Origin of the sequence: Candidatus Merdisoma sp. HCP28S3_D10 (assembly GCF_052065835.1) — a bacterium.
Taxonomy (GTDB): Bacteria; Bacillota; Clostridia; order Lachnospirales; family Lachnospiraceae; genus Laedolimicola.
Genome location: NZ_JBQHTG010000001.1, coordinates 459,091 through 482,140, shown reverse-complemented (window position 1 = coordinate 482,140; position 23,050 = coordinate 459,091). Strand labels below are relative to the sequence as shown.

Sequence of the window (23,050 nt, the reverse complement as noted above, 5' to 3'; positions counted from 1 at the left end):
AAGAGGAGTGAAGAAAATGAGAAAAGCATGGGAAGCAAATGTCCGCAGGGTCGTTCCCTATACGCCGGGCGAACAGCCGAACCGGCCGGGCATGATCAAACTGAACACCAATGAGAACCCCTATCCGCCTGCGCCGGGCGTCCGAAAGGCCCTGGAGGAGCTGGAGTTGGATCGGTTCCGTCTCTATCCGGATCCGGCGGCATCAGAGCTGGTGAATGCCCTGGCGGATTATTACCACAGGGATCCGGCCTGCTTTTTTGTGGGCGTAGGATCGGACGATGTCATTGCCATGGCTTTTCAGACCTTCTTCAATTCAAAGAAGCCGGTGCTGTTTCCGGACATCAGCTACTCCTTCTACAGCGTCTGGGCAGACCTGTTCGGGATTCCCTATGAGCGTCCGGCGCTGGATAAGGAGTTCCGGATCGTGAAGGAGGATTACTTCCGGGAAAACGGAGGAATCATTTTCCCGAACCCCAATGCGCCCACCGGAATCTATATGGAGCTTTCTGAGGTAGAGGAAATCATCGCGAAGAATCCGGAGAGCATTGTGATCGTAGACGAGGCCTATGTGGATTTTGCAGGCCCCTCTGCCCTGGAGCTGGTGGATCGGTACGAGAACCTTCTGGTGGTACAGACCTTTTCCAAGTCCCGCTCTATGGCGGGCATGCGGATTGGCTTTGCGGTGGGACAGCCAAAGCTTATCCGGTACCTGAATGATGTAAAATATTCCTTTAATTCCTATACCATGAATCTGCCAAGCCTGAAACTTGGAGCGGCTGCGGTAAAGGACGAGGCTTATTTTAAAGAAACTGTGGGAAAAATTATCGCGACCAGAGAGCGGGTCAAGAAGGAGCTGAGAAATCTCGGCTTTGATTTCCCGGATTCCCGGTCTAACTTTATTTTTGCCACACATAAGGAGTGGCCAGCAAAGGAGCTCTTTGAGGAACTGAAGAAGGAAGACATCTATGTGCGCTATTTCGCGTCGCCGCGAATCGACAACTATCTGCGGATTACCGTAGGCACAGATGAGGAGATGGATGCCTTGCTTGCATTTTTAAGAAAGAAAGGAAATTAAGTTATTATGACAGAGACACTGGTACAATGGTTTGTGCAGAATCTGGGAGGATCTGCAGCGAAAGAACTGATTATTTTCATCATTTCCATGATTCCGATCCTGGAGCTTCGAGGCGGACTCCTGGCAGCCGGACCGGCTTTCCTGAATGTGCCCATGTGGCGCGCGATCCCCATCTGCATTGTGGGCAATCTGATTCCGGTGCCGTTCATTCTGCTGTTTATCACGAAGATTTTTACCTGGCTGAAGGGCACGAAGCACTTAAAGCCCTTTGTGGAAAAGATGGAAAACCGGGCCATGGGAAAAAAGGATCAGATTGAGAAGTATGAGTTCTGGGGACTTCTGCTGTTCGTAGGCATTCCGCTTCCGGGTACCGGCGCGTGGACCGGCTCCCTGATTGCCGCCCTGCTTGGCATTAAGTTCAAGAAGGCCTTCCCGGCAGTGATTCTGGGAATTATGCTGGCGTCCTTTATCATGACCGTTTTATCCTATACGGTAATCGGTGGAATTTTTGCATAGAAGACAGGCGGAGAATCCTGCTTCGCAGGATTCTATTTTTGAATGAGGTGATGAATCATGCTGCATTTGGAGAAGAAACTGTTTTTTATTTACAATCCCCATGCGGGAAAGGAAAATATCCGGGGAAAGCTGTACGGTATCATACAGGTCATGGCTGACGCTGGCTATGCCATTACCATTTATCCGACCCGGGCGCCCCAGGACGCGGTGGATCAGATCCGAGAGCTGCCGGAGGGTTACGATCTGGTAGTCTGCAGCGGTGGCGACGGCACGCTGGACGAGGTGATGACCGGTATGATGCAGCGGAAAAACAAGCTTCCGGTGGGGTATATCCCGGCGGGATCCTGCAATGATTTTGCCAGATCTTTACAGCTTCCCGTCAATATGGATCGGGCGGCAGAGGTTGCCGTACACGGCGTGGATTATGCCATAGACGTGGGATCCTTCAATAGCCGGACCTTTATCTATGTGGCGGCCTTCGGCATCTTTACCGATGTGTCCTATACCACCAAGCAGGAAGTGAAAAATGTGCTGGGGCATATGGCCTATGTGCTGGAGGGCATGAAGCAGCTGGTAAATGTGAAGTCCTACAAGCTTAAGGTAACCAGCCAGGAGGCCTCCTTCGAGGGCGATTTCCTCTTTGGCATGATCACCAACTCCAAGTCGGTGGGCGGCTTTAAGAGTATCATCGGCAAAAATGTGGTCTTTGACGACGGCGTCTTTGAGATGACCTTCATAGCCCGGCCGAAGAACCCCATGGAGCTGCAGGAGATACTGGCTGCGCTTTTGATTGAACAGATTGATACAAAATACATGTATTCCTTCCGGAGCTCCCGGGTTGTGATCGAATCTGAGGAACCGGTGCCCTGGACCCTGGACGGAGAGTTCGGCGGCGAGCACACCCGGGTGGAAATCAGGAATAATCAGAGGGCGGTGGAGATCCGCATTCCGGAGGAGCTCCATGAGGAGCTGGTGCTGGAGAAAGACGGGGATAAGTAATAAAAGTATAGTAGCAGAATTAATAAAAAATCGGGGGATTCTATATCGACAGCAGAAATATTTCGTGCTAGAGTAGTAGACAAAGAAATTTTTTACGAGACGATACAGGGAGAGTATGATGGAAGGGAAAACAAACATTTCTGAGATTTTCGGCGAAAATGTATTCAACGATACTGTGATGGAAGAGCGGCTTCCCAAGAAGATTTACAAGGAGTTAAAGCAGACCATCCGGGAGGGCAAGGAGCTTGATTTGGCGGTGGCCGACGTAGTAGCCCATGAGATGAAGGAGTGGGCCCTGGAGCAGGGCGCAACCCATTACACCCATTGGTTCCAGCCGCTGACCGGAGCGACCGCGGAGAAGCATGACGCCTTTTTATCCGCACCGAAGGCAAACGGAAAGGTTCTGATGGAGTTCTCCGGCAAGGAGCTGGTAAAGGGCGAACCGGACGCATCTTCTTTCCCGTCCGGAGGCCTGCGGGCCACCTTCGAAGCCAGAGGCTACACGGCGTGGGACTGCACCTCTCCCGCCTTTGTAAAGAAGGACCAGGACGGCTCCCGGGCGATTCTCTATATCCCGACGGCGTTCTGCTCCTACAAGGGCGAGGCGCTGGATCAGAAGACGCCGCTGTTGCGTTCCATGGAGGCCATCAATAAGCAGTCCCTGCGGCTTTTAAGACTGTTTGGCAATACCACCTCTCACCGGGTCACCCCATCCGTCGGCGTGGAGCAGGAATATTTCCTGGTGGATCGTGAGAAGTATCTGAAGCGTAAGGATTTGATTTTTACCGGCCGTACCCTGTTCGGCGCTATGCCGCCCAAGGGACAGGAGCTGGACGATCACTACTTCGGCGTCATCCGCGAGCGGATTGCGGATTTCATGGAGGACGTGAATAAGGAGCTGTGGAAGCTGGGCGTGTCGGCAAAGACCCAGCACAATGAAGTGGCTCCGGGACAGCATGAGCTGGCTCCCATCTATGCCGAGTGCAACGTGGCGGTGGACCACAACCAGCTGATCATGGAGACCCTGAAGAAGGTAGCTTACCAGCATGGCCTCCAGTGTCTTCTCCACGAGAAGCCCTTTGCGGGAGTCAATGGCTCCGGCAAGCACAATAACTGGTCCCTGACGACCGACGACGGCATCAATCTGCTGGAGCCGGGCAGAACGCCCCATGAGAATGTGCAGTTCCTTCTGGTGCTGACCTGTATTCTGAAGGCGGTAGACAAGCACGCGGCCCTGCTTCGGGAGTCGGCTTCCGATGTGGGCAACGATCACCGTCTGGGAGCCAACGAGGCTCCGCCTGCGATTATCTCCGTCTATCTGGGCGACCAGCTGGAGGATGTGCTGTATCAGCTCATCAGTACCGGCGCGGCAACTCACAGCTTAAAGGGAGGACATCTCCACACCGGCGTGCGCACCCTTCCGGATTTCGCCAAGGACGCCACTGACCGGAACCGTACCTCTCCCTTTGCCTTTACCGGCAATAAATTTGAGTTCCGTATGGTAGGCTCCCGGGATTCTGTGGCAGAGCCCAATGTGGTGTTGAATACCATTGCGGCAGAGGCGTTTTCTGACGCCTGCGACGTACTGGAGCAGGCGGAAGACTTTGATCTGGCGGTGCATGACCTGATCAAGCAGTATGCTTCGGAGCACCAGCGTATCGTCTTCAACGGCAACGGCTACTCGGACGAGTGGGTGGCGGAGGCCGAGCGCAGAGGACTTCCGAATATCAAAACCATGGTAGATTCCATTCCGGTGCTGACCGAGGAGAATACAGTACAGCTCTTTGAGAAGTTTGGCGTATTTACCCGAGCGGAGCTGGAATCCCGGGCGGAGATTCAGTACGAAGCCTATTCCAAGGCCATCAATATCGAAGCACGCTCCATGGTGGATATCGCCAGCAAGCATATCATTCCCTCCGTCCTGCAGTACACCACGGCTCTGGCAACCTCCATCAACCAGATTCGTTCTGCCTGCGCGGAGGCCAACATCAGCGTACAGATTGAGCTCCTGAAGGAGTGCTCTTCCCTGCTGGCCGCTACCAAGGCAGCCTTAAAGGCCCTGAGCGAGGAAAATGAAAGGGCAGCCGGCAAAGCAGAAGGAAAGGAACGGGCAGAATATATCCAGGCGGCAGTGGTTCCGGCCATGGAGGCCCTGCGTCAGCCGGTAGATAAGCTGGAAATGCTGGTGGCCAAGGATATGTGGCCCATGCCTTCTTACGGCGATCTGCTGTTTGAAGTATAGGTTTATGCAATTTTATAGAAATTTGAAAAATTATTTTAAATAAATCTGTAAGATTGCAAAAAAATAGACCGTTTGCGATTTTTTGCTTGATTTTTGAAAAAAAGCGGTGTATGGTATTAGCATATTAAAAAGCGATGTGAACGAGGGCGTTCCGGGATAACCGGAGCGCCCTCTTTTGATTGTGATCACACTGCGACAGAAAGGTGGAGTCTATCATGAGTGAATTTACAAATGTAGCTGAAATCTTTGGTTCCAACGTATTCAACGACGCTGTCATGCAGGAGCGTCTGCCGAAAAAGGTATACAAGGAGCTGATGAAGACCATCGAGGAGGGCAAGGAGCTGGATCTGGCAACCGCAGACGTCATTGCCCATGAAATGAAGGAGTGGGCTATCGAAAAGGGAGCCACCCATTATACCCACTGGTTCCAGCCGCTGACCGGAGTGACTGCCGAGAAGCACGATTCCTTTATCAGCGCGCCGGATAAGAGCGGTAAGGTTCTGATGAGCTTCTCCGGTAAAGAGCTGATCAAGGGCGAGCCGGACGCGTCTTCTTTCCCGTCCGGAGGCTTAAGAGCCACCTTCGAGGCCAGAGGCTATACAGCCTGGGACTGCACCTCTCCTGCATTTGTAAGACAGGATGCGGCAGGAGCGACTCTGTGTATCCCCACCGCCTTCTGTTCCTACACAGGTGAGGCGCTGGATCAGAAGACGCCACTCTTACGTTCCATGGAAGCGATCAACACCGAAGCGCTGAGACTCCTTCGTCTCTTCGGAAATACCACCTCAAAGAAGGTGACCCCGTCCGTAGGACCGGAGCAGGAGTACTTCCTGATTGACAAGGCTAAATATCTGCAGAGAAAAGACCTGATTTACACCGGCCGTACCCTGTTCGGCGCTATGCCGCCCAAGGGACAGGAGCTGGACGATCATTACTTCGGCAATATCCGTCAGCGTATCGCTGCCTTCATGAAGGAAGTCAACGAGGAGCTGTGGAAGCTGGGCGTGACAGCCAAGACCCAGCACAACGAGGTAGCGCCGGCACAGCATGAGCTGGCTCCGATTTACGCGGAGGCCAATGTGGCAGTCGATCACAACCAGATCGTCATGAAGACCCTGAAGATGGTAGCCTGCCGTCACGGATTGCAGTGCTTGCTTCATGAGAAGCCCTTTGCGGGCGTCAATGGCTCCGGTAAGCACAACAACTGGTCCATTACCACAGACGACGGCATCAACCTGCTGGATCCGGGCACCACACCCCATGAGAATATCCAGTTCCTGCTGGTACTGGCCTGCATCCTGAAGGCCGTAGACGTTCATGCGGATCTGCTTCGTGAGTCAGCGGCAGACGTGGGAAATGATCACCGTCTGGGCGCAAATGAGGCACCGCCCGCGATTATCTCCATATTCCTGGGTGAGCAGCTGGAGGATGTAGTAGAGCAGCTGATCAGCACCGGCGAGGCGACACACAGCCTGAAGGGCGGCAAGCTTGTGACCGGCGTCAAGACCCTGCCGGATCTGACCAAGGACGCTACCGACCGGAACCGGACTTCACCGTTCGCTTTCACCGGCAACAAGTTTGAATTCCGTATGGTCGGTTCCAAGGATTCCATCGCAGCCCCGAATATCGTGCTGAATACCATCGTGGCAGAGGCATTTGCGGAGGCTTCTGACGTACTGGAGAAGGCGGAAGACTTTGATCTGGCAGTTCATGACCTGATCAAGAAATATCTGACCGAGCACCAGAGAATCGTATTCAACGGAAACGGTTATTCCGACGCCTGGGTAGAAGAGGCGGAGCGCCGGGGACTGCCCAATATCAAGTCCATGGTAGACGCTATCCCGGCCCTGACGACCGAGAAGGCAGTGGCTCTGTTTGAGAAGTTCCATGTATTTACCAAAGCCGAGCTGGAATCCCGTGCGGAGATTCAGTATGAGACCTACGCAAAGGCCATCAACATCGAGGCTAAGGCTATGATCGATATTGCCAGCAAGCAGATTATCCCGGCGGTCATCAAGTACACCAAGTCTCTGGCTGACACGGTGAATTCCGTAACCGCGGCAGGCGCGGAGGCAAGCGTACAGAGCGAGCTCCTGGCTGAAACCAGCGGACTGCTTTCCGATACCAAGGTAGCCCTGCAGAAGCTGATCGACCTGGATAAGAAATCTGAGGAGGTTCCGGAGGGAAGCAAACTGGCACATTATTTCCATGAGGAAATCGTACCGGCTATGGCCGAGCTTCGCGCCCCGGTTGACGCTCTGGAGATGATCGTCGATAAGGAGATGTGGCCCATGCCCTCCTACGGCGACCTGATGTTTGAGGTATAATGCTTTATATAATAAGAAGAAAGAGGAGCTCTGTTGACGGACAGGGCTCCTTTTGCTATACTAAGAAAATAGCGTGACTGCGCGAATTTTGAAAAAGAAAGAGGTGGGAAAATGGTAGAATTAGATCAGTTTAAATATACACTGAACGGCTATCAGGGACCATTAGTAGAATTGAGGGATTCACTTTGACCTGGCTAACAAGGCAAAGCGAATCGAAGAATTAGAGAGAGAGATGGAGGCTCCCGGCTACTGGGACGATCCCGAAAAGTCCCAGGAGGGCATGAAGGAGCTGAAGAACTTAAAGGACGAGGCAGAGGACTACCGCGCCCTGGAGCAGCAGTATGAGGATATCGAGACCCTCATCGAGATGGGAAATGAGGAGCCTGATCCGGAGCTGGTTCCGGAGGTACAGGAGGAGCTGGAGGCCTTTGCGGCGAAGCTGGATTCCATGACCATCAAGACCCTGCTTTCCGGAGAATATGACCGAAATAACGCCATTCTGAAGCTGAATGCGGGCGCAGGCGGTACGGAGAGCTGCGACTGGGCCGGTATGCTGTACCGGATGTATACAAGATGGGCAGAAAAGAAGGGCTTTACCGTGGAGGTGCTGGATTATCTGGACGGCGACGAGGCGGGAATCAAGTCTGTAACCTTCCAGATCAATGGCGAGAATGCTTACGGCTATCTGAAGTCCGAGAAGGGCGTACACCGTCTGGTGCGTATCTCACCCTTCAACGCACAGGGCAAGCGGCAGACCTCCTTCGTATCCCTGGACGTTATGCCGGATATCGAGGGCGACATCAATGTGGAGATCCGGGACGAGGATCTGCGTATCGATACCTACCGTTCCAGCGGAGCGGGCGGCCAGCATATCAACAAGACCTCATCGGCGATCCGTATCACCCATCTGCCTACAGGTATCGTGGTACAGTGCCAGAATGAGCGCTCCCAGTTCCAGAATAAGGATAAGGCTATGCAGATGCTGAAGGCCAAGCTGTATCTTCTGGAACAGCAGAAGAATCAGGAGATGCTTTCCGGTATCCGGGGCGAGGTGAAGGAAATTGGCTGGGGCAACCAGATTCGTTCCTACGTCATGCAGCCCTATACCCTGGTAAAGGATCATCGGACCGGTCAGGAAATCAGCAATGTGAACGCAGTGCTGGACGGAAATATCGATCCCTTTATCAATGCGTATCTGAAGTGGATTACCGTTAAACCGGAAGAAGAATAAGCTTTGAAAATGATATAGAAAATCCCGGAGATTTTCTATATCATTTTTGCTTGCAATCTTTCTTAGAGTGTGATACTATTCTAACAGTCAATTCCACGACAGACACACAAGTGTTTTTGAATGGCATACAGAAGCCAAAACCATGGAGGAAAATATGTCAGAAAACAGTAAGTATTTTGTAGTAACCAAGAAGGCAGTTCCCGAGGTACTCCTGAAGGTGGTGGAAGCCAAGCGTCTTTTGGAATCTTCCAAGGCCATCACGGTGCAGGAGGCGACCGATCAGGTAGGTATCAGCCGGAGTTCCTTCTATAAATATAAGGACGATATCTTTCCCTTCCATGATAACTCCAAGGGAAAAAGTATCACCTTTGTATTACAGATGGACGACGAGCCGGGTCTTCTTTCTCTGGTTCTGAAAACCATTGCCGATTACAAGGGGAATGTTCTGACGATTCATCAGACGATTCCCATCAACGGAGTAGCGGCTCTGACCCTGACGGTGGATATTCTGCCGACTACGGGAGATGTGTCGTCGATGATTGATCAGATAGAGAACCAGCCGGGAATCCATTATCTGAAGATCCTGGCGAGAGAATAGAGAAAACAAAGAAAGCAGGAGGAACAGACGGCGATGAAGTATGTGATTGTACTGGGCGACGGTATGGCAGACGAGCCCATCGAGGCCCTGGGCGGCCGGACGCCGTTGGAATACGCAGAGACGCCGGCTATGGATGAGCTGGCAGAAAACGCAGAGATAGGACTGGCCCACACCATTCCCGAGGGCATGAAGCCAGGCAGCGATACGGCAAATCTGTCGGTACTGGGTTATGATCCGAAGCAGTATTATACGGGACGTTCTCCGCTGGAGGCCTTAAGCATCGGAGTGGATATGAAGCCCGATGATATCGCCCTTCGCACCAACCTGATTACTGTGTCCGACGGGGATGGGCCTTATGAGGAAAAGACGATTCTGGATCACAGCTCCAGTGAAATCAGTACGGAGGATGCGGCAGTTCTTCTGGACGCCCTCCGGAAAGAACTGGAACAGGACGGCTATCATTTCTATGTAGGAACCAGCTACCGTCATCTGTTGATCTGGGAGAAGGGCAGCGTGGTAGAGCTGACGCCGCCCCATGATGTGCTGGGACAGAAGGTAGGCGCTCACCTTCCGGCAGATCCGGTTCTCCGGGAAATGCAGAAGCGAAGCTATGAGATCCTGTCCGGGCATCCGCTGAATCAGAAACGGAAGGAGCAGGGGCTGAATCCGGCAAATTCCTGCTGGTTCTGGGGCGCAGGCACCAGACCGGCCCTGAGCTCATTTGAAGAAAAGAATCAGAAAACCGGAGCCATGATTTCCGCGGTGGATCTCCTGAAGGGAATTGCTGTGGGAGCAGGCATGAAAAATATTGAGGTGGAGGGGGCCAACGGCCAGCTTCACACCAACTATGAGGGCAAGGCTCAGGCAGCCGCGGACGCGCTCTTAAAGGACGGCTATGATTTTGTGTATGTGCATGTGGAGGCGCCTGACGAGATGGGGCACCAGGGCAGCGTAGAGCGCAAGGTCCAGGCTATCGAATATCTGGATCAGCGCCTGATTGCAAAGCTGAAGGCAGAGCTGGATGCCTCCGGCGAGGATTACCGGATGATGATTCTTCCGGATCACCCCACGCCTATCCGGGTGCGGACCCACACCAGCGATCCGGTTCCCTATCTGCTCTATGACAGCAGAAAGGATCTGGAAGGCGGCGTCGGCGTATACAATGAGAAGGCGGCGAAGGCCGGAGGCATAGAAGTGGCTCACGGCTATGAGCTGATAGACAAACTGTTTTCCGCGTAGATGGCAGAGATACCACCCACGTTTGGATAGATGCAAGAAAAAATGAGGAGAAAAAAGCAATGCTGATAGTGAAAAAATTTGGCGGAACCTCTGTGGGCGACAAGGAACGCATTATGAATGTGGCAAGAAGATGCGCAGAGGATTTCAAGAAGGGCAACGATGTTGTACTTGTCCTTTCCGCAATGGGCAAAACCACAGACGAGCTGATTGCCAAGGCGAAGGATATCAATCCGGATCCGCCCAAGCGTGAGCTGGATATGCTGCTGACCACAGGGGAGCAGATCTCCGTGGCGCTGATGGCAATGGCATTTGACACCATGGATATTCCGGCGGTATCCCTGAATGCCTTCCAGGTTATGATGCATACCACCCGGGTACACGGCAACGCGCGCCTGAAGCGCATCGATACAGACCGTATCATGCACGAGCTGGAGCACCGCCGTATCGTGATTGTAACAGGCTTCCAGGGTGTGAATAAATACGACAACTATACCACACTGGGCCGCGGCGGCTCTGATACGACCGCAGTAGCGCTGGCAGCAGCCCTGCATGCGGATGCCTGCGAGATTTACACGGATGTGGACGGCGTATATACCGCAGATCCGCGTATTGTACCGAAGGCCCGGAAGCTGGAAGAGATTACCTATGATGAAATGCTGGATCTGGCAACCCTTGGCGCAGGCGTCCTGCACAACCGGTCTGTGGAGATGGCAAAGAAGTATGGCGTACAGCTTGTGGTACGCTCCAGTTTAAACGATCATGAAGGAACAGTTGTGAAGGAGGAAACGAGTGTGGAAAGAATGTTAATCAGCGGCGTAGCGCTGGACAGAAATACAGCCAGAATTTCAGTAATTGGTCTGAAGGACGAGCCGGGAATTGCCTTCCGTCTTTTCAATATGCTGGCAAAAGAGGGAATCAATGTAGACGTTATCCTGCAGTCCATCGGACGTGAGAACAGTAAGGATATCTCCTTTACCGTATCCCGGGACGAGGCAGACGAGGCTGTAAAGATCATCGAGGCTAACATGACACGTATCGGCGGCAAGAGTATCTCATGCACGAAGGAGGTTGTAAAGGTGTCCATCGTAGGAGCCGGCATGATGTCCAATCCGGGTGTTGCGGCGAAGATGTTCGAGGCTCTGTTTAATGAGAATATCAACATCAATATGATTTCCACATCTGAGATCCGTATCACCGTTCTGATCAATGAAAAGGATGCAGAGAGAGCCGTCAATGCAGTGCATGACGCTTTCGGTCTGGAAGAATAAAAAAAATACTTGCCAAATGGGTAAAAGTGTGGTAGCATATCTAATGTTCAGGACATTTCTGTGCTGCGACACTTTGGCCCCCAGGGGCAACAAAACATGCGGCTCCTTGGTCAAGCGGTTAAGACATCGCCCTTTCACGGCGGTAACACGGGTTCGATTCCCGTAGGAGTCATTACGGACCCATAGCTCAGTTGGTTAGAGCAACCGGCTCATAACCGGTCGGTCCTGGGTTCGAGTCCCCGTGGGTCCACTTTAAAGAACTACACATACAATTTCATATGGCCCGATGGCTCAGTTGGTTAGAGCGCCGCCCTGTCACGGCGGAGGTCGTGGGTTCGAGTCCCATTCGGGTCGCTATGCCGGCATGGCGGAACTGGCAGACGCACAGGACTTAAAATCCTGCGGGACTAACCTCCCGTACCGGTTCGATTCCGGTTGCCGGCATGAAAAGAAGCTCCGAATTCTTACGTAAGATGAGAATTCGGAGCTTTTTTGTCGTCGTTACAAAGCAAAAAGGAGAACTACCGTGATACCGGGAACAGCTGGATATGGAAGCCCGTATCTGCTGCAGAACTTTGGCGTGGATGCCAATGCCCTGGATAAGGCGGGTGATAAATAGACAGAAAATTCTGAATTTAAAAAAGCGCTTGCATTACCCTGTGATATGTGTTATTATAATCAGGCAGTCAAGAAACAGCACTTGTGAATGACTGAAATGTGGGCGTAGCTCAGCTGGATAGAGCGTTTGGCTACGGACCAAAAGGTCGGGGGTTCGAATCCTCTCGCCCACGCTGAAGAAAAAGGAATTCTGAGAAATCAGAGTTCCTTTTTTCGTTATACCGTTCAGGTAACAAAATTTATAAAAGTGTGTATTGTTATTTCCCCAGGAGTCTGCTATATAATATAGACAGAGAGATGGAGAACAAGAGAACGTTTGCGATCCGGAGGAGGGCATTATGGCACATAAAATACTAACCATTGGAAGAATGCTGGGCAGTGGTGGCCGCGAGCTGGGAGAGCGCGTGGCGGAAGCCCTGGGTATTCCGTTTTTTGATCAGAATCTGATTTCCATGGCTGCAGAGCGCGGCGACCTGGCAGAGAACTACCTGGCCCGGTTTGATGAAAAAAAGCATAACCCCTGGATGTATGAGATGGTGACCGGAGGCAACCGGCATGTGCCAAAGGGAGCGTCGCTGTCGGAAGCGCTTTTCAAGCTCCAGGGAGATGTGATCCGCCATATTTCCAAGAAGACGGACGCGGTGATCATCGGACGCTGCGCGGACGATATCCTGCGGAGGAAAACCGACGCGAAGGTCTTGAGCGTCTTTGTGTCAGCGCCGATGGAGGCCTGTATCAGGCGAAAGACGGAGCAGAAGCATATTACGGAAAAAGAGGCGGAGACCCTGATTAAAAAGGTCAATAAGGATCGCAGGAAATATTATGAATTCCACACCGGGAAGGACTGGAGCGCGCCGGAGAGCTATGATATCTATCTGGACAGCAGCAGACAGTCCATGGAAGAGATGACCGCGTATCTGGTACAGCGGTTTCAGGAGCTTTAATCCCGATTCAACACGAGGAGCGTTTTATTATGGAGGAAAAGAAACAGAAAAAAAATCCCATGGTGCAGATCGCCACGTTTATTGTAGATAAACGGAATCTGTTTTTCCTGATTTATATTGCGGCGTTTGTCTTCAGTATTTTCGCGAAGTCCTGGGTGAAGGTGGACAATGAACTGACGGATTATCTGCCGGAGACGACGGAGACCCGGCAGGGACTGGATATCATGAACAAGAATTTCATTACCTATGGAACCTCCCGGATCATGATTTCCAATATTACATATCCCCAGGCAGATGCCCTGGTGGAGCAGATAGGAGAGGTCAAGGGCGTGGATTCGGTGGAATTTGACGACACCGAGGATCATTTTAAGGGAGCCAGCGCCCTGTATACGGTTACCTATACGGACGAGGCAGACAGTGAGGTCAGTGAGCAGGCGCTAGAGGATATCAAAACGCTGCTTTCGGACTATGATGTATCGGTGTCCGGTGAGGTGGGCAATGATATGTCCGTGACCCTGGCCCAGGAGATCAACGTGATCATGGGCATTGTAATTGTCATTATTATTCTGGTATTGATTTTTACATCCCAGACCTACGCGGAGATTCCGGTGCTTTTGCTGACCTTTGGCGCGGCAATTATCCTGAATCAGGGAACTAACTTTGTATTTGGCGAGATTTCCTTTGTCAGCAACTCGGTTTGTTCGATTCTGCAGCTGGGCCTGTCCATTGACTACGCGATTATCCTGTGTCACCGCTTCAGTGAGGAGCGGGAGAACCTGGATACCCGGGAGGCCTGCATTGCCGCGCTGAGTAAGGCGATCATCGAGATTTCCTCCAGCTCCATGACAACCATGTCCGGCCTGCTGGCTATGATGTTCATGCATTTCCAGATAGGCTTCGACCTGGGCCGCGTGCTGATCAAGGCCGTTATCTTCAGTATGATCGTGGTATTTACCCTGATGCCGGGACTTTTGATGATTTTCAGCAAATGGATTGACCGGACCCACCACCGGGAGTTTATTCCCAATATTTCCGGCTGGGGCAGGGTGATTACGAAGATCTATCCGCTGTTGATGCCGCTCTTTGTGGTGGCTATCATTTTCGGCTGCTATTTTTCCAATAAATGCCCTTATGTATTCAGCCAGAACAATATTGACACATTGAATCAGAGTGAGACACAGCTGGAAGAGAAAAAGATAAAGGCGACCTTTGGCGATACCAATATTATGGCGCTGATTGTTCCGTCCGGATATTACGATAAGGAAAAGGCGGTGCTGGAGGAGCTGGAAACCTACGACGAGGTGGATTATACCACGGGTCTCTCCAACATTGAGGTATCCATGGACGAGGACGACGGATCCCAGACGGCAAAGTCGAAGAAATCCGATTCCCATATGCTGACAGATTCCCTGACGCCCCGGCAGTTTGCGGAGCTGGCGGATCTGGACATTGAGCAAGCGCGGATTATCTATTCCGCCTACGCAGTGGATCATGAGGAATACGGACATATCATCAACAACCTGGACGGCTATAAGGTGCCGCTGCTGGATATGTTCCTGTTTGCCTATGACCATCTGGATTATGTAAATCTGGACCAGGATCAGGTAGATAAGCTGGACGATCTGCATGACCAGCTGATTAAGGGTCAGGAGCAGCTGCAGAGTGAAAAATACACCCGTATGCTGATCAGCCTGAATCTGCCCGAGGAAAATGACGAAACCTTTGAATTCTTAAGTACTATCCGCAAGGTGGCCCAGAAGCATTACGGCGCGGACGCGGAGCTTTATCTGGTGGGAAATTCCACCAGCGACTATGATCTGTCCAGCAGCTTCAGCCAGGATAATCTGATGATCAGTATCCTGTCGGCACTGTTCGTTATTATTGTCCTGCTGTTTACCTTCCAGTCCGTCGGTATGCCGATTCTGCTGATTATCGTGATCCAGGGCAGTATCTGGATTAACTTTTCCGTGCCCTATCTGACGGGTACGCCGCTGTTCTTCCTGGGCTACCTGGTAGTAAGCTCGATCCAGATGGGCGCCAACATTGATTATGCCATCGTGATTGCCAACCGGTATACGGAGCTGAAGAAGGAAATGTCCGTAAAGGAAGCGATTGTCACGACCCTGAATCAGGCGTTTCCGACGATTATCACCTCCGGAGCTATTCTGGCAATGGCGGGCGTCCTGATTGCGCTGATTACCACCAACCCGGCTATCTACGGTATCGGCGTGTGTCTGGGACGTGGAACGATTATTTCCATGTTTCTGGTTATGGCGATCCTGCCGGCTATCCTGATTCTGGGCGATAAGATTCTGGAGCGCAGCAGCTTCAATATCAAATACCCGGAGCGGACCCACAGCGTCAGTGGAAAGGTTCATGTGGACGGCCGTGTGAGAGGCTATATCTCCGGACAGGTGGATGCGGAGATTCACGGAGTCGTGGACGGCGACATTACGGCAGTCGTGGATATCAAGCAGGTGAAGAAGCTGGATGAAGAGGAGGACGAAGAGGATGACTGGTAAAATGAAACGGACAGCAGAAGTAGTTCTGGCGGCTGTGATGACGCTGTCCCTGGCTTTTTCCCAGGGGGTTCCGGTTTGTGCGGAGAGTGAAACGATCACTGTCGCAAACACGGAGGATCTGATAAAGCTGGCGAAGAACTGCAGGCTGGATACCTGGTCCCAGGGAAAGACAGTTGTGCTGACAGCGGATCTGGATTTGACAGATTTGGAATTCAAATCCATTCCCACCTTTGGCGGTACCTTTGACGGCGGCGGACATACGATTTCCGGCTTAAGCTTTCAGGGGGACGGCTCCAACGAGGGCTTCTTCCGGTATGTGCAGGAAAGCGCAACAGTAAAAAATTTACATATAAAAGGAAGCCTGGCGCCCACCGGAAGTAAGAAAAATATCGGCGGTATCGCAGGCAGCAACAGCGGACAGATTCTGTCCTGTACCTTTGACGGAACCATCAAGGCAGAGACGAATGTGGGCGGCATCGTCGGAATCAACGAACAGACCGGTTCGATCTACAATTCCTCCGCCTCCGGCAATTTCAGCGGAACTCACAGCACCGGCGGCATTGCCGGAAGAAATCTGGGTCAGCTTATCAACTGTTCGAACGAAGCGGAAATCAATACCGGGGACTACGAGGCGGGCGGAAGCCTGGAAAACCTGAATCTGGACACGAATCTGAAGCAGCTGACCGGTGACGACAAGGCCAGCGAGATTGTGAACACCACGACCGATACCGGCGGTATCTGCGGCTATTCCTCCGGAGCAGTCCAGAACTGCACCAATGAAGGAAAAATCGGATATCCCCATATCGGCTACAACGTGGGCGGCGTCGCAGGCCGTTCTTCCGGATACTTAAGCGGAAATCAGAATTACGGATCCGTAGAGGGACGGAAAGATGTGGGCGGCGTGACCGGACAGATGGCGCCGGATCTGACGCTGCGGTTCGATGAAGACAAAATCGAAGAGCTGCGGGGAGAGATCAATAAGCTGGGCGATCTGGTGGACAATGCGCTTGGCCATATGGACCATTCCCGTTCCGGTATCTCCAGCCGGATGGATAAGATTTCCGGTTATACGGACGACGCCAAAAGCAGCGCCAAGTCCCTGACAAAGAGAACCACAGAGTGGGCCGACACCAATATTGAAAAAATCAGTAAATCAGAGGCGGCAATTAAGGCCGGCGTGGAGGACGCCAGGGAGGCGCTGACACAGCTTTCCCGCGCGGCAGGCAGCCTCAATGAAGAAATCCGGAAGATAAACGATATTCTGGATACGATAACCGGTCCGGCCCATAAGGACGAGCTGGACAGTGTAAAAGATTCCATGAATACGGCTTCGGATAAGCTGGCCAGTGCGTCCGGGAAAGCTTCCGACGCGCTGAAGCAGTATGACTCCGATAAAGATGTATCGAAACTGATTACCGGCCTGAGCGACGCGGCGGACGATATGAACGCGGGCCTTAGCGCATGGAACGACGCCCAGAAGAAGCTTGGCGATCTGCTGGGGGATCCAGACGTCCAGGATGCGGTACAGAAAGCCCTGGACGGTCTTGGCTCTATGTCCTCTGAGATTGAGGAAGCCCTGACGGCTATGAAGGCGGCGCTGGAAAAAATGGGCGCGGACATATCCGGCATGGATCTGTCCTTTGAAAAATTCGGGGATGACTACCGGGCGGACGGAGAGCGCCTGTACGCGGCAGTGGGAGGGATCTCCGAGCAGCTGGAGAAGCTGGGAGACCAGATTTCCGATATGACGGAGGATACCATCGACGATTTCCGCAAAATCAACACCCAGTTCAGCAAGGTGATGAATACCATGCTGGATCTGGTGACGGATGCCAACGATACCAGCGACTCCATCGAGGATAAAATCGTAGACGTGTCTGACGAAGAGATTGAAAAAACCACCCGGGGCAAGGCCTATGGCTGCCAGAACTTCGGGGAGATCGAGGGCGACGTCAACGTGGGCGGTATCGCCGGTTCCATGGCGATTGAATACGATACGGATCCGGAGGACGACATCAGCAAGATCGGCGAGGGTACCCTGAACTTCACCCTGGAGACCAAGGCGATTATCCAGCACTGCGCCAACAAGGGAGAAATTACGTCCAAGAAGGATAACGCAGGCGGCGTGGTGGGAAATATGGCCCTGGGCCTGGTTGTGGACAGCGAGGGCTACGGCAGCGCCTTAAGCACCAACGGCAATTATGTGGGCGGTATCGCGGGATATTCCGTATCGCAGATCCGCCGTTCCTACGCAAAATGCACCCTGGAGGGCGGCAATTACGTGGGTGGTATCGCAGGCTACGGACGGGACATCAAAGACTGCTACAGCCTGATCGAGGTTACAGAGGCAGACGAGTATATCGGAAGCATTGCAGGAGACCGGGACGGAGAAGGCGAGCTGAGCGGCAATTATTTTGTGGGTGATGCTTACGGTGCGGTAGATGATATCAGCTATGGCGGAAAGGCAGAGCCGGCAGACTTTGAGACCGTGGCGGCAACGGCGGGGATCCCGTCCGATTTCCTGAACTTCGAGCTGCGGTTTGTGGCAGACGGGCAGGTGCTGAAACAGGTTCCCTTCAAGTATGGCGCGGATCTGTCTGACGTGGAGTATCCGGATATTCCGAAGAAGGATGGATATAATGGAAAATGGGAAGAGGCGGATCTGTCAGATATGACCTTCTCGAAGGATCTGGACGTTCTGTATACCACGGAATCTACGGCAGTAGCCAGCGACCAGATGCGGGATCTGGCCCATTCTACACTGCTGGCGGAAGGAACCTTTAGTCTGGACGCCAAGCTGGTGCTGGTGGAGGCAGAGGAGGATACGGAGCAGGTACCCACCAGAGGAAGGGTACTGGAGCAGTGGACCTCAACCCTGCGGGATCCGATCCTGACAGACAGTGTATCCTATAAGCTTCGCTTTATCGCTCCGGAGATGAAGGGCAAGCCGGGACTGTACCGCCTGAATGAGGACGGAAGCTGGAAGAAGCTTTCCTATCAGAAGGACGGAAGCTATCTGGTCTTCGACGCGGACAGCGCTGAGATTACCTTCTGTGTTACAGAGGAGCCGGGCGGCATACTGCTGTATATCCTGTCGGGTGCGGCAGTAGTCATTCTGCTGATTGTGCTGCTTGTTATTAAGAAACTGAGGAAAAAGAGAAAGAACCGGAAGATGGAGAATGCTCAGGCAGCAGAGGATGAGGATAGCGAGACGCCGGAGGAAACCGGAGAAAGGGCAGAGGTAACAGATGGACAGGAATGAATTTGTAAGCACGCTGCGCGCTGCGTTGACCGGAGAAGTAGCACCGGCTGTCGTAGAAGATAATGTGCGTTATTACCAGAATTATATATCCCAGGAAATCGCTTCAGGGAAGAGCGAAAAGGAGGTTCTGGAGCAGCTTGGGGATCCGAGGCTGATCGCCAGAACTATCATCGATACCCAGGGAAACGACGGCTACGGAAGCGACCCGATCTATACGTACTATGAGGAAGAGCCGGAAGCTAAGAAGGGCTTCCATGCAGAGTTTAACGATGACGGCGGCATTGACATCAAGTATAAGCGGTTTAATTTCAATACCTGGTACGGCAAGCTGCTGGTGGCGGTGGTTATCATTCTGATTCTCATTCTGATTGGTGCCATTGTGGGAGGCATTCTGTCCCTGGTGCTGCCGGTTCTGATTCCGATAGCGATTGTGCTGTTTCTGGTACGCCTGCTGATTCTGTTGTTTGGCGGCTGGTGAAAAACCAGAAACTGGAAAAATAATTTGCGCCGTAGCAGTCATACTAGAAGTGTAAAGAAAAAGCATTTCACAAGGAGGCAGCAGCTATGGCAAATTACACCGACAACATGAACAACAGCGAGAGCAAAAACTACACCGATATGAACAATACCAAAAGCTCCGCGAAAAACAGCGCCGGTAAAAACAGCGCCAAGTCCGGAAGCTCCGCAAAGAGCAGCAAGAACGCCCGGAGCGGATCTGAGGACTGCAGGTACTAAAAGAAAGTAAAAACCAAAACTCCCCGGGAAATGGGATTCTCGGGGAGTTTGTCTGTCTATCACGCTACTCCAGAAAATAATCTGAATAGTGTTCCAGGAGGTAATCCGCAGCAGCTTTTTCGTCCATTCCCTGAAGCTCCGAGAGAAACGGACGGATTTTCAGTTTCCTTCTGGAGGTCGAGAAGCCCAGTTGGTTCAGCAGATCAAAATCCGGTTCTGTCAGATAGAAATGCAGCTTCACACAGGAATATCCCAGGGCGTCCAGCATGGTTGCGATCCGATTGGAAAATACGATTAGAAAGTCATAGTCATATTTGGGGAGAAGATACAGTTCGTTGATGTTGATGACGTCCAGAAGTTCTGCGTCTACCCGGAACTTCATTCGCTCCATAAAAAAATCAATCTTCTCAATAGAGGAGTTCGTTACGATGACCAGCTTCTTCCGGTTGCGCCCGGCCAGTTTATTCCGATTGATAAACTTTCGGAAAATCAGGGTCAGAGACGCAATCTGGAAATGATTTAAACGGGTCTGGTAGGTTTCTTCATATTCGGTGATAGAAGCATGGATCACGTCATAAAGACGGTGGTACTGTTCTTTTGTTTCCTCCAAAGTACAGTTTACAAGGGACTACACAGGGTAGGTATCTGACGGGAGGGGTGCCGCCAGTCAGATTTTCCATGTGATGTTCAAGCTGTCGCTTGTGGCGGCTATGGTGGTGATCATCAAATCCACCACACGCCGCTTGTCATCAAAAGATACATTCTCCCAGGTATCGAGGTAGCCGGAAATCTGGCTGACCTGTTCCGGGCTGATGGCCTCCACAGTCAACTCCGCTATCCTTGCCAGAAGTTCCTGCTTGCGCCCGTCCAGTTCCGCTATCTTCACATTCACATAGGAGAACAGGACATTGTTTGCCCCCGTCAGACTGTCCACCAGCTTTTCAATCTCGCTGTCTACATGGGCAAGTTCCACTTGCAGGGCGGTGATTTTCGGGTTTGCCTTTGCCGCTTTCTTTTTTCCTGTCAGCGTCTTGTAGCTTGCCAGCTTCTTTACCATCTGCTGATAAACAACCGCTTCCAGTTCCGAAGTGATGATTTTCCCACAGCCAGGACAGCTTTTATTGTCCAGCCGTTTCGTGCAGCGGAGATACTGTTTGCCGGAGGGATTGTAGATACTCATAAGAGCATACCCGCAATTCCCGCACTTGATTTTTCCTGCCAGCCATGTGTGGGTGGCTTTCCGGGCAGACTGGATTTTCATGTTGTTCATCAGCTTCTTGCGGCAGGTCAGCCAGGTGTCGGAGGGGACGATACCCTCATGGGGAGCCAGTACCAGCATTTGGTCTTTTAAGTCGTTTTTCTTGCTGGCCTTTACATCTCGCCCTTGATACAGATAGCAGCCGTTCATGCCCGTAAAATCGGCAACGTCATTGACAATGACTGTACCTTGACTTTTGAAAAATTCGTACACATCAAGGTCTGCCTGCACATAGACAGGATTGCGTAACATCTGCGCCAGCGTGGGGCGTATCAGCTCTTTGCCATGGAACAAAATCCCCTGTTCGGCAAAGTACCGGGTAATGTCCCCGTAGGAAGTTGTGGGCTGGGCGTACATCTCAAACATCAGCCGGATATTGGCCGCTTCCTCCGGGTTTACCACCAGCTTCTTTGTGTTGATACCGTCCATCTTGATAGGCTCCGTATGGAAGCCGTAAGGGGCTTTCCCGCCCATCTTAAAGCCCCGCTGACTGCGGGAGTAGTAAGCGTCCGTTACCCGCTTCTGTATCGTTTCCCGTTCAAGCTGGGCGAACACGATACAGATATTCAGCATGGCCCGTCCCATCGGCGTGGAGGTATCAAACTTTTCCGTAGAGGACACAAACTCCACATTGTACTGCTGGAACAGCTCCATCATGTTGGCAAAGTCCAGAATGGAACGGCTGATACGGTCGAGCTTGTAAACCACGACCTTTGCAATCAAGCCCCGCTTGATGTCCCGCACCAGTTCTTGAAACTTCGGACGGTCTGTGTTCTTGCCGCTGTACCCTTTGTCTGTGTATTCCTTGCAGTTACCGCCTTTCAACTCGTATTTGCAAAATTCAATCTGGCTTTCAATGGAAATGCTGTCCTTTTTGTCTACCGATTGTCTTGCATAGATTGCGTCTATCCGATTGTTCATATTGTCGCTCCTTTTCTTAAAAAAGAAACGGAGCTGCTGACAGTTCTATTATACCGCCAGCAGCCCCGCAAATCAATGATGGGTTTGGAAAACCTTATGTCCCGGCTTCCTCACTCTCCCGCTTGTCGGCGTACTTGCGGAACACCTCATAAAGCTGCTGTTCCAGTTCCCGGCGTTTGGCTGCTTCCTGTTCCGGCGTGAACACCGGGGAGAGATTTTCCAGTGTGATTTCCTTTCCCTGAAAAGTCACGATTTCGATTTCCTTTTTGTATCTGATATTACTTATAAGATCACCTTTCCTTTCCATGCTGCCGCTGTTGCCGTTTCAGTTCCGCTAAAATCTCCGGCGGGATACGGTCAACCAGCCGCCGCATATCGTCCAGTTCGCTTTTTAACTTCGCCCGTTCCATCGTGTCATTCATCTTGCCTTTTTCGCTGGCCTTTGCCCTGACTTCCAGCTTTTCATTTTCCGCTAACAAGTCATTGATTGTGACCTTGTATTTTTTCAGTTGCCCGGAGAAGTTCTCCATCTGCGGAAACCACTTTTTCAGCATGGAGAGGGCTTCCTCTTTCTTCTTTCCGGCGTTCAGCGGGGTAATGCCGGAGAGAACCGCTTCAATGGCCCTCGCCTGTTTGGAGAGGTTGACCGCCTGTTTGAACAGCCGGGTGGGGATATGCTTCCGGCCCGTCTTGCTGGCGCTTTCCCCACGCTCCAGGTCGGGGTACTGCTCCACCATACAGGCGTGAAAATCGTCCTGCCACTTCGTCAGATTGGCCCGGTTGCCGATAATTTCTTTGGCGCACAGGCGGTTGTCCTTTGTCAGCGGCACAAAGACCAAGTGCAGATGGGGCGTTTTTTCATCCATGTGTACCATAGCCGAAACGATGTTCTCCCGGCCCACCCGGTCAATGAGGAAGTCCGCCGCCCTCTGGAAGTAGGCCGCTATCTCCTTTGGGGACTTGCCCTTGAAAAACTCCGGGCTGGCGGTAATCAGCGTGTCCACAAACCGAGTGCTGTCCTTGCGGGTGCGGCATCTGGCCTGCTCGATGCGGCTCTGAATGAAATGGTAGTAGCGGCCATCCGGCTTGACGATGTGGAAATTGTACTTGCTCCGGCTGGTGTCAATGTCCGGGTTGCTGGCGTACTGCTCCTTTTTCCGTTCATGGTGGGCTTCCAGCGGCCCCGCCGGGTGGCCCTTGTGCTTCTCAAATCGCAAAATTGCGTGTTGTGCCATTGAACTCCTTTCCCCATTCCATTCCTTTCCGGCGGGTTTTCCCGCCGAAAATATCTCTGA

At 52.2% G+C, this 23,050-nt stretch carries 18 protein-coding genes and 5 tRNA genes; 19 read left to right on the top strand and 4 right to left on the bottom strand.

Going from position 1 to position 23,050, the window contains the following annotated elements; genetic code table 11:
- The first annotated feature begins 16 nt into the window (after window positions 1-16).
- The 19 genes from hisC (at window position 17) to ACTNCH_RS02195 (ending at window position 19,576) form a co-directional block, all read left to right on the top strand.
- On the top strand, window positions 17-1,075 hold the full coding sequence (hisC, locus tag ACTNCH_RS02285; RefSeq protein WP_441015164.1) for a histidinol-phosphate transaminase: 1,059 nt from the start codon (window positions 17-19) through the stop codon (window positions 1,073-1,075).
- A gap of 6 nt (window positions 1,076-1,081) precedes the next feature.
- The gene (locus tag ACTNCH_RS02280) at window positions 1,082-1,591 is read left to right on the top strand and encodes a COG2426 family protein (RefSeq protein WP_441015166.1); all 510 of its coding nucleotides are present in this window, start codon (window positions 1,082-1,084) and stop codon (window positions 1,589-1,591) included.
- Between the two features lie 57 nt (window positions 1,592-1,648).
- Window positions 1,649-2,590: a diacylglycerol/lipid kinase family protein gene (locus ACTNCH_RS02275; protein WP_441015168.1), complete on the top strand. Its 942-nt coding sequence runs from the start codon at window positions 1,649-1,651 to the stop codon at window positions 2,588-2,590.
- A gap of 118 nt (window positions 2,591-2,708) precedes the next feature.
- Window positions 2,709-4,832 carry a glutamine synthetase III family protein gene (locus ACTNCH_RS02270; protein ID WP_441015170.1) on the top strand — a complete coding sequence of 708 codons (2,124 nt, stop codon included), beginning with the start codon at window positions 2,709-2,711 and terminating at the stop codon, window positions 4,830-4,832.
- Window positions 4,833-5,047: 215 nt separating this feature from the next.
- Window positions 5,048-7,159 carry a glutamine synthetase III family protein gene (locus ACTNCH_RS02265; RefSeq protein WP_441015173.1) on the top strand — a complete coding sequence of 704 codons (2,112 nt, stop codon included), beginning with the start codon at window positions 5,048-5,050 and terminating at the stop codon, window positions 7,157-7,159.
- A gap of 111 nt (window positions 7,160-7,270) precedes the next feature.
- Window positions 7,271-8,390, top strand: a protein-coding gene (prfB, locus tag ACTNCH_RS02260) for a peptide chain release factor 2 (RefSeq protein ID WP_441015175.1) whose coding sequence is annotated in 2 segments (ribosomal slippage) — window positions 7,271-7,345 and window positions 7,347-8,390 — 1,119 coding nt in all. Because the reading frame shifts where the segments join, the coding sequence is not laid out codon by codon here.
- Window positions 8,391-8,544: 154 nt separating this feature from the next.
- Window positions 8,545-8,988 (top strand): ACT domain-containing protein, encoded by a 444-nt coding sequence (locus tag ACTNCH_RS02255; protein WP_441015177.1) that lies wholly within the window; start codon window positions 8,545-8,547, stop codon window positions 8,986-8,988.
- 33 nt (window positions 8,989-9,021) lie between these two features.
- Window positions 9,022-10,227, top strand: coding sequence for a cofactor-independent phosphoglycerate mutase (locus tag ACTNCH_RS02250; protein WP_441015179.1), 1,206 nt, complete (start codon window positions 9,022-9,024; stop codon window positions 10,225-10,227).
- 59 nt (window positions 10,228-10,286) lie between these two features.
- On the top strand, window positions 10,287-11,495 hold the full coding sequence (locus tag ACTNCH_RS02245; protein WP_441015181.1) for an aspartate kinase: 1,209 nt from the start codon (window positions 10,287-10,289) through the stop codon (window positions 11,493-11,495).
- A gap of 100 nt (window positions 11,496-11,595) precedes the next feature.
- Window positions 11,596-11,667, top strand: a tRNA-Glu gene (locus tag ACTNCH_RS02240).
- A gap of 4 nt (window positions 11,668-11,671) precedes the next feature.
- Window positions 11,672-11,745: transfer RNA gene (locus ACTNCH_RS02235), tRNA-Ile, on the top strand.
- Window positions 11,746-11,775: 30 nt separating this feature from the next.
- A tRNA-Asp gene (locus tag ACTNCH_RS02230) sits at window positions 11,776-11,849 on the top strand.
- A 4-nt stretch (window positions 11,850-11,853) separates the two neighbouring features.
- A tRNA-Leu gene (locus ACTNCH_RS02225) sits at window positions 11,854-11,939 on the top strand.
- 273 nt (window positions 11,940-12,212) lie between these two features.
- Window positions 12,213-12,286 (top strand) — tRNA-Arg (locus ACTNCH_RS02220).
- 165 nt (window positions 12,287-12,451) lie between these two features.
- Window positions 12,452-13,057: an AAA family ATPase gene (locus tag ACTNCH_RS02215; protein WP_441015183.1), complete on the top strand. Its 606-nt coding sequence runs from the start codon at window positions 12,452-12,454 to the stop codon at window positions 13,055-13,057.
- A 29-nt stretch (window positions 13,058-13,086) separates the two neighbouring features.
- Window positions 13,087-15,579: an efflux RND transporter permease subunit gene (locus tag ACTNCH_RS02210; protein WP_441015185.1), complete on the top strand. Its 2,493-nt coding sequence runs from the start codon at window positions 13,087-13,089 to the stop codon at window positions 15,577-15,579.
- A 1-nt stretch (window position 15,580) separates the two neighbouring features.
- The gene (locus tag ACTNCH_RS02205; RefSeq protein ID WP_441015187.1) at window positions 15,581-18,841 is read left to right on the top strand and encodes a GLUG motif-containing protein; all 3,261 of its coding nucleotides are present in this window, start codon (window positions 15,581-15,583) and stop codon (window positions 18,839-18,841) included.
- Window positions 18,828-19,319, top strand: a complete 492-nt coding sequence (locus tag ACTNCH_RS02200) for a DUF1700 domain-containing protein (RefSeq protein WP_441015189.1) — start codon at window positions 18,828-18,830, stop codon at window positions 19,317-19,319. Before ACTNCH_RS02205 ends, ACTNCH_RS02200 begins: the two co-directional genes overlap by 14 nt.
- 86 nt (window positions 19,320-19,405) lie before the next feature.
- Entirely contained in the window at window positions 19,406-19,576 is a 171-nt protein-coding gene (locus ACTNCH_RS02195) for a hypothetical protein (RefSeq protein WP_441015191.1), read from the top strand.
- Between the two features lie 64 nt (window positions 19,577-19,640).
- On the opposite strand, the gene ACTNCH_RS02190 is transcribed toward ACTNCH_RS02195, so the two are convergent.
- The 4 genes from ACTNCH_RS02190 to mobV form a co-directional block, all read right to left on the bottom strand.
- Window positions 19,641-20,186 (bottom strand): hypothetical protein, encoded by a 546-nt coding sequence (locus ACTNCH_RS02190; protein WP_441015193.1) that lies wholly within the window; start codon window positions 20,184-20,186, stop codon window positions 19,641-19,643.
- A 57-nt stretch (window positions 20,187-20,243) separates the two neighbouring features.
- A complete protein-coding gene (locus ACTNCH_RS02185; protein WP_002575864.1) occupies window positions 20,244-21,755 on the bottom strand; it encodes a recombinase family protein in 1,512 nt (503 codons plus the stop codon).
- 94 nt (window positions 21,756-21,849) lie between these two features.
- A complete protein-coding gene (locus tag ACTNCH_RS02180; RefSeq protein WP_002575863.1) occupies window positions 21,850-22,005 on the bottom strand; it encodes a hypothetical protein in 156 nt (51 codons plus the stop codon).
- A gap of 40 nt (window positions 22,006-22,045) precedes the next feature.
- Window positions 22,046-22,990 carry a MobV family relaxase gene (gene mobV, locus ACTNCH_RS02175; protein WP_002575862.1) on the bottom strand — a complete coding sequence of 315 codons (945 nt, stop codon included), beginning with the start codon at window positions 22,988-22,990 and terminating at the stop codon, window positions 22,046-22,048.
- Between the last annotated feature and the right edge of the window lie 60 nt (window positions 22,991-23,050).

Bases quoted from the DNA above. Each gene is read 5' to 3' on its own strand.
- hisC (WP_441015164.1), top strand. From the start codon at position 17: ATGAGAAAAGCATGGGAAGCAAATGTCCGCAGGGTCGTTCCCTATACG.
- ACTNCH_RS02280 (WP_441015166.1), top strand. From the start codon at position 1,082: ATGACAGAGACACTGGTACAATGGTTTGTGCAGAATCTGGGAGGATCT.
- ACTNCH_RS02275 (WP_441015168.1), top strand. From the start codon at position 1,649: ATGCTGCATTTGGAGAAGAAACTGTTTTTTATTTACAATCCCCATGCG.
- ACTNCH_RS02270 (WP_441015170.1), top strand. From the start codon at position 2,709: ATGGAAGGGAAAACAAACATTTCTGAGATTTTCGGCGAAAATGTATTC.
- ACTNCH_RS02265 (WP_441015173.1), top strand. From the start codon at position 5,048: ATGAGTGAATTTACAAATGTAGCTGAAATCTTTGGTTCCAACGTATTC.
- ACTNCH_RS02255 (WP_441015177.1), top strand. From the start codon at position 8,545: ATGTCAGAAAACAGTAAGTATTTTGTAGTAACCAAGAAGGCAGTTCCC.
- ACTNCH_RS02250 (WP_441015179.1), top strand. From the start codon at position 9,022: ATGAAGTATGTGATTGTACTGGGCGACGGTATGGCAGACGAGCCCATC.
- ACTNCH_RS02245 (WP_441015181.1), top strand. From the start codon at position 10,287: ATGCTGATAGTGAAAAAATTTGGCGGAACCTCTGTGGGCGACAAGGAA.
- ACTNCH_RS02215 (WP_441015183.1), top strand. From the start codon at position 12,452: ATGGCACATAAAATACTAACCATTGGAAGAATGCTGGGCAGTGGTGGC.
- ACTNCH_RS02210 (WP_441015185.1), top strand. From the start codon at position 13,087: ATGGAGGAAAAGAAACAGAAAAAAAATCCCATGGTGCAGATCGCCACG.
- ACTNCH_RS02205 (WP_441015187.1), top strand. From the start codon at position 15,581: ATGAAACGGACAGCAGAAGTAGTTCTGGCGGCTGTGATGACGCTGTCC.
- ACTNCH_RS02200 (WP_441015189.1), top strand. From the start codon at position 18,828: ATGGACAGGAATGAATTTGTAAGCACGCTGCGCGCTGCGTTGACCGGA.
- ACTNCH_RS02195 (WP_441015191.1), top strand. From the start codon at position 19,406: ATGGCAAATTACACCGACAACATGAACAACAGCGAGAGCAAAAACTAC.
- ACTNCH_RS02185 (WP_002575864.1), bottom strand. From the start codon at position 21,755: ATGAACAATCGGATAGACGCAATCTATGCAAGACAATCGGTAGACAAA.
- mobV (WP_002575862.1), bottom strand. From the start codon at position 22,990: ATGGCACAACACGCAATTTTGCGATTTGAGAAGCACAAGGGCCACCCG.